This window comes from Saccharomonospora saliphila YIM 90502, from assembly GCF_000383795.1.
GTDB classification, from domain to species: Bacteria; Actinomycetota; Actinomycetes; order Mycobacteriales; family Pseudonocardiaceae; genus Saccharomonospora; species Saccharomonospora saliphila.
Map to the genome: position 1 here is coordinate 5,502 of NZ_KB912677.1, position 2,792 is coordinate 8,293.

Below are 2,792 nucleotides of genomic sequence, written 5' to 3' on the forward strand. Positions count from 1 at the left end.
CGCCAGCGCGGAGTTCATCTACGTCGACACCCTGGAGTATCTGCGGCGCGGCGGCCGTATCGGGGCCGCCTCAGCCCTCGTGGGCAGCGCGTTGGCGATCCGGCCGCTGCTCACCGTACGGGAGGGCGAGGTCGCGCCGCTCGCGCGCGTGCCCGGATCGAAGCGCGCGCTGAACCGGCTCGCCAATCTCGCCACCGCGCACGCGGGCACCCGCGCGGTGGACGTCGCCGTGGCGTGCGTGACCCGGTCGGACCGGGAGATGACGCTGGTGCGGCGGCTGCGGGAGCGCATCCCGCATCTGAACGACATCATGCTGGTCGAGGCCAGCACGGTGATCATCGCGCACGTCGGCCCTGGGGCCCTCGGCGTGACGGTGGCACCGGCGCTGTAGTGGGATCGCGGCGCAGGGAGGCCGCCCGGGCGGCGGTGCCGGGCCCGGGTACGGTTCCGGCACGGCGACCGACAGGACGACCGGCACTACCCGGCCGTCCCGGCACGCCGAGGCGGTCGACGAGCGGGAGGAGGCCACGAGTGTCCCTGACGGCCGAGTACCGGGCCGAGGCCCTGCACCTGACCGGGGAGCGCACGGTCCCCGGTGTGCCGGAGGAGAACTACTGGTTCCGCAGGCACGAGGCCGCCTATCTCGCGCTACTGCCGTACTGTGACGACGCCATCGTGCTGGAGGCCGGCTGCGGTGAGGGCTACGGCGCGGCGCTGATCGCCGAACGGGCACACCGGGTGCTGGCCGTGGACTACGACACTCCCACCACCGAGCACGCCGCCCGGTGCTACCCAGGACTCGGTGTGGCACGGACCAATCTCCACTCGCTGCCCGTGGCCACCGGGGTGGTCGACGTCGTGGCCAACTTCCAGGTCATCGAGCACCTGTGGGATCAGGAACGGTTCCTGTCGGAGTGCCGCCGGGTGCTGCGGCCGGGTGGACGGCTGCTGGTCACCACGCCGAACCGGCTCACGTTCACACCCGACTCCCCCACGCCACTCAACCCGTTCCACACCCGGGAACTGTCGCCGTCCGAACTGGACACTCTGCTGCACGACACCGGATTCGTCGTCGAGTCGCTCTCCGGCTTGCGGCACGGGCCCGCACTGGCCGAACTGGACCGGCGGCACGGCGGCTCGATCATCGAGGCCCAGCTCGAGGTGGTTCTGGGCTCGCTACCGGGGGAAGCGGTCTGGCCCGAGCCGCTGCGCGGCGACGTCGCCGGGATCGCGGCGGGCGACTTCGCCGTGCGGACCGAGGACCTCGACGCCAGCCTCGACCTCGTCGCCGTCGCGGTCCGCCCATGAGCGACGAGGAGGGCACCTTCTGCCTGGTGCTGCACAGCCACCTGCCCTGGCTGGCCCACCACGGCACGTGGCCGGTGGGCGAGGAATGGCTCTACCAGGCGTGGGCGCACTCCTACCTGCCGGTGGTCGACCTCCTCCGCCGGTTCGCCGACGAGGGCAGGCGGGACCTGCTCACCCTCGGCGTCACCCCCGTGCTGGCCGCGCAGCTCGACGACCCGTACTGCCTGCGCGCGTTCCACGAGTGGCTGGGTCACTGGCGGCTGCGCGCCGAGCACGCCGGATCGCTGTGGCGCGGGCGGCTCGCCGACCTGGCCGCCGTCGAGTACCGCGCCGCGCTCGCCGCCACCGAGGAGTTCGAGACCCGCTGGCGGCACGGGTTCTCCCCGGTCCTGCGGTCGCTGGTGGACGACGACGTGGTCGAGCTGCTCGGCGGCCCGGCCACGCACCCGTTCCAGCCGTTGCTCGACGAACGCGTGCGCTCGTTCGCGCTGCGCACCGGACTCGCCGACACCGCACTGCGCCTCGACCACCGCCCGGCCGGTATCTGGGCCCCGGAATGCGGCTACGCGCCCGGTATGGAGGCCACCTACGCGGCCGAGGGCGTGCGGCGGTTCCTCGTCGACGGCCCGTCACTGCGGGGCGACACCGCCGCCGCGCGCACCGTCGGCTCCTCGGAGGTCGTCTGCTTCGGACGCGATCTGGAGGTCACCTACCGCGTGTGGTCGCCGAAGGCCGGATACCCGGGCCACGCGCACTACCGCGACTTCCACACCTGGGACCACGAGGTCGGGCTCAAGCCCGCCCGGGTCACCGGCAAGCACGTCGAGCCCGCCGACAAGGCGCCGTACGACCCGGCCGCGGCCTCGGCCACGCTGCGCGGGCACGTGGACGACTTCGTCGACACGGTCGTGACCCGCCTGCGGACGCTGCGGCGGGAGCACGGGCGGCGCGGGCTCGTGGTCGCGGCCTACGACACGGAACTGTTCGGCCACTGGTGGCACGAGGGCCCCGCGTGGCTGGAGGCGGTGCTGCGCGCCCTGCCGGAGGCGGGAGTGCGGGTGACCACGCTGCGCGGCGCGCTCGCGGCCGGGCACCTGGGCGGTCCGGTGGAGCTGCCCGCGTCGTCGTGGGGCTCGGGCAAGGACTGGCGCGTCTGGGACGGCGAGCAGGTCGCCGACATGGTGGAGGCCAACACCGGCCTGCAACGCAGGCTGCTCGCGCTGGCCGACGCGCCGCACGTCCGAACCAGCCGCGACCCGGTGCGCGACCAGGCCGTCACCGAGGCCCTGCTCGCCCTGTCCAGCGACTGGGCGTTCATGGTGACCAAGGACTCGGCGGCCGACTACGCCCGCAGACGGGCCCGGCAGCACACCGAACGCTTCGACCGGCTCGCCGCGCTGTCGGCCACCGACCCGGCGCGGGCCCTGGCCGAGGCAGCCAACCTGCGGGAACTGTCCCACCCGTTCGGCCACCTCGACGCCCGT

At 73.7% G+C, this 2,792-nt stretch carries 3 protein-coding genes; all 3 read left to right on the forward strand.

The annotated features are described in order from the left end of the window. The coding region (locus SACSA_RS22710; RefSeq protein WP_157596844.1) for a DegV family protein at positions 1-391 on the forward strand (391 nt) is incomplete at its 5' end. Between the two features lie 140 nt (positions 392-531). Then, on the forward strand, positions 532-1,308 hold the full coding sequence (locus SACSA_RS0112420; RefSeq protein WP_019816258.1) for a class I SAM-dependent methyltransferase: 777 nt from the start codon (positions 532-534) through the stop codon (positions 1,306-1,308). Further along, positions 1,305-2,792: 1,4-alpha-glucan branching protein domain-containing protein (locus tag SACSA_RS0112425; protein WP_019816259.1), on the forward strand; the 1,488-nt coding region annotated here is incomplete at its 3' end. The genes SACSA_RS0112420 and SACSA_RS0112425, both read left to right, overlap by 4 nt.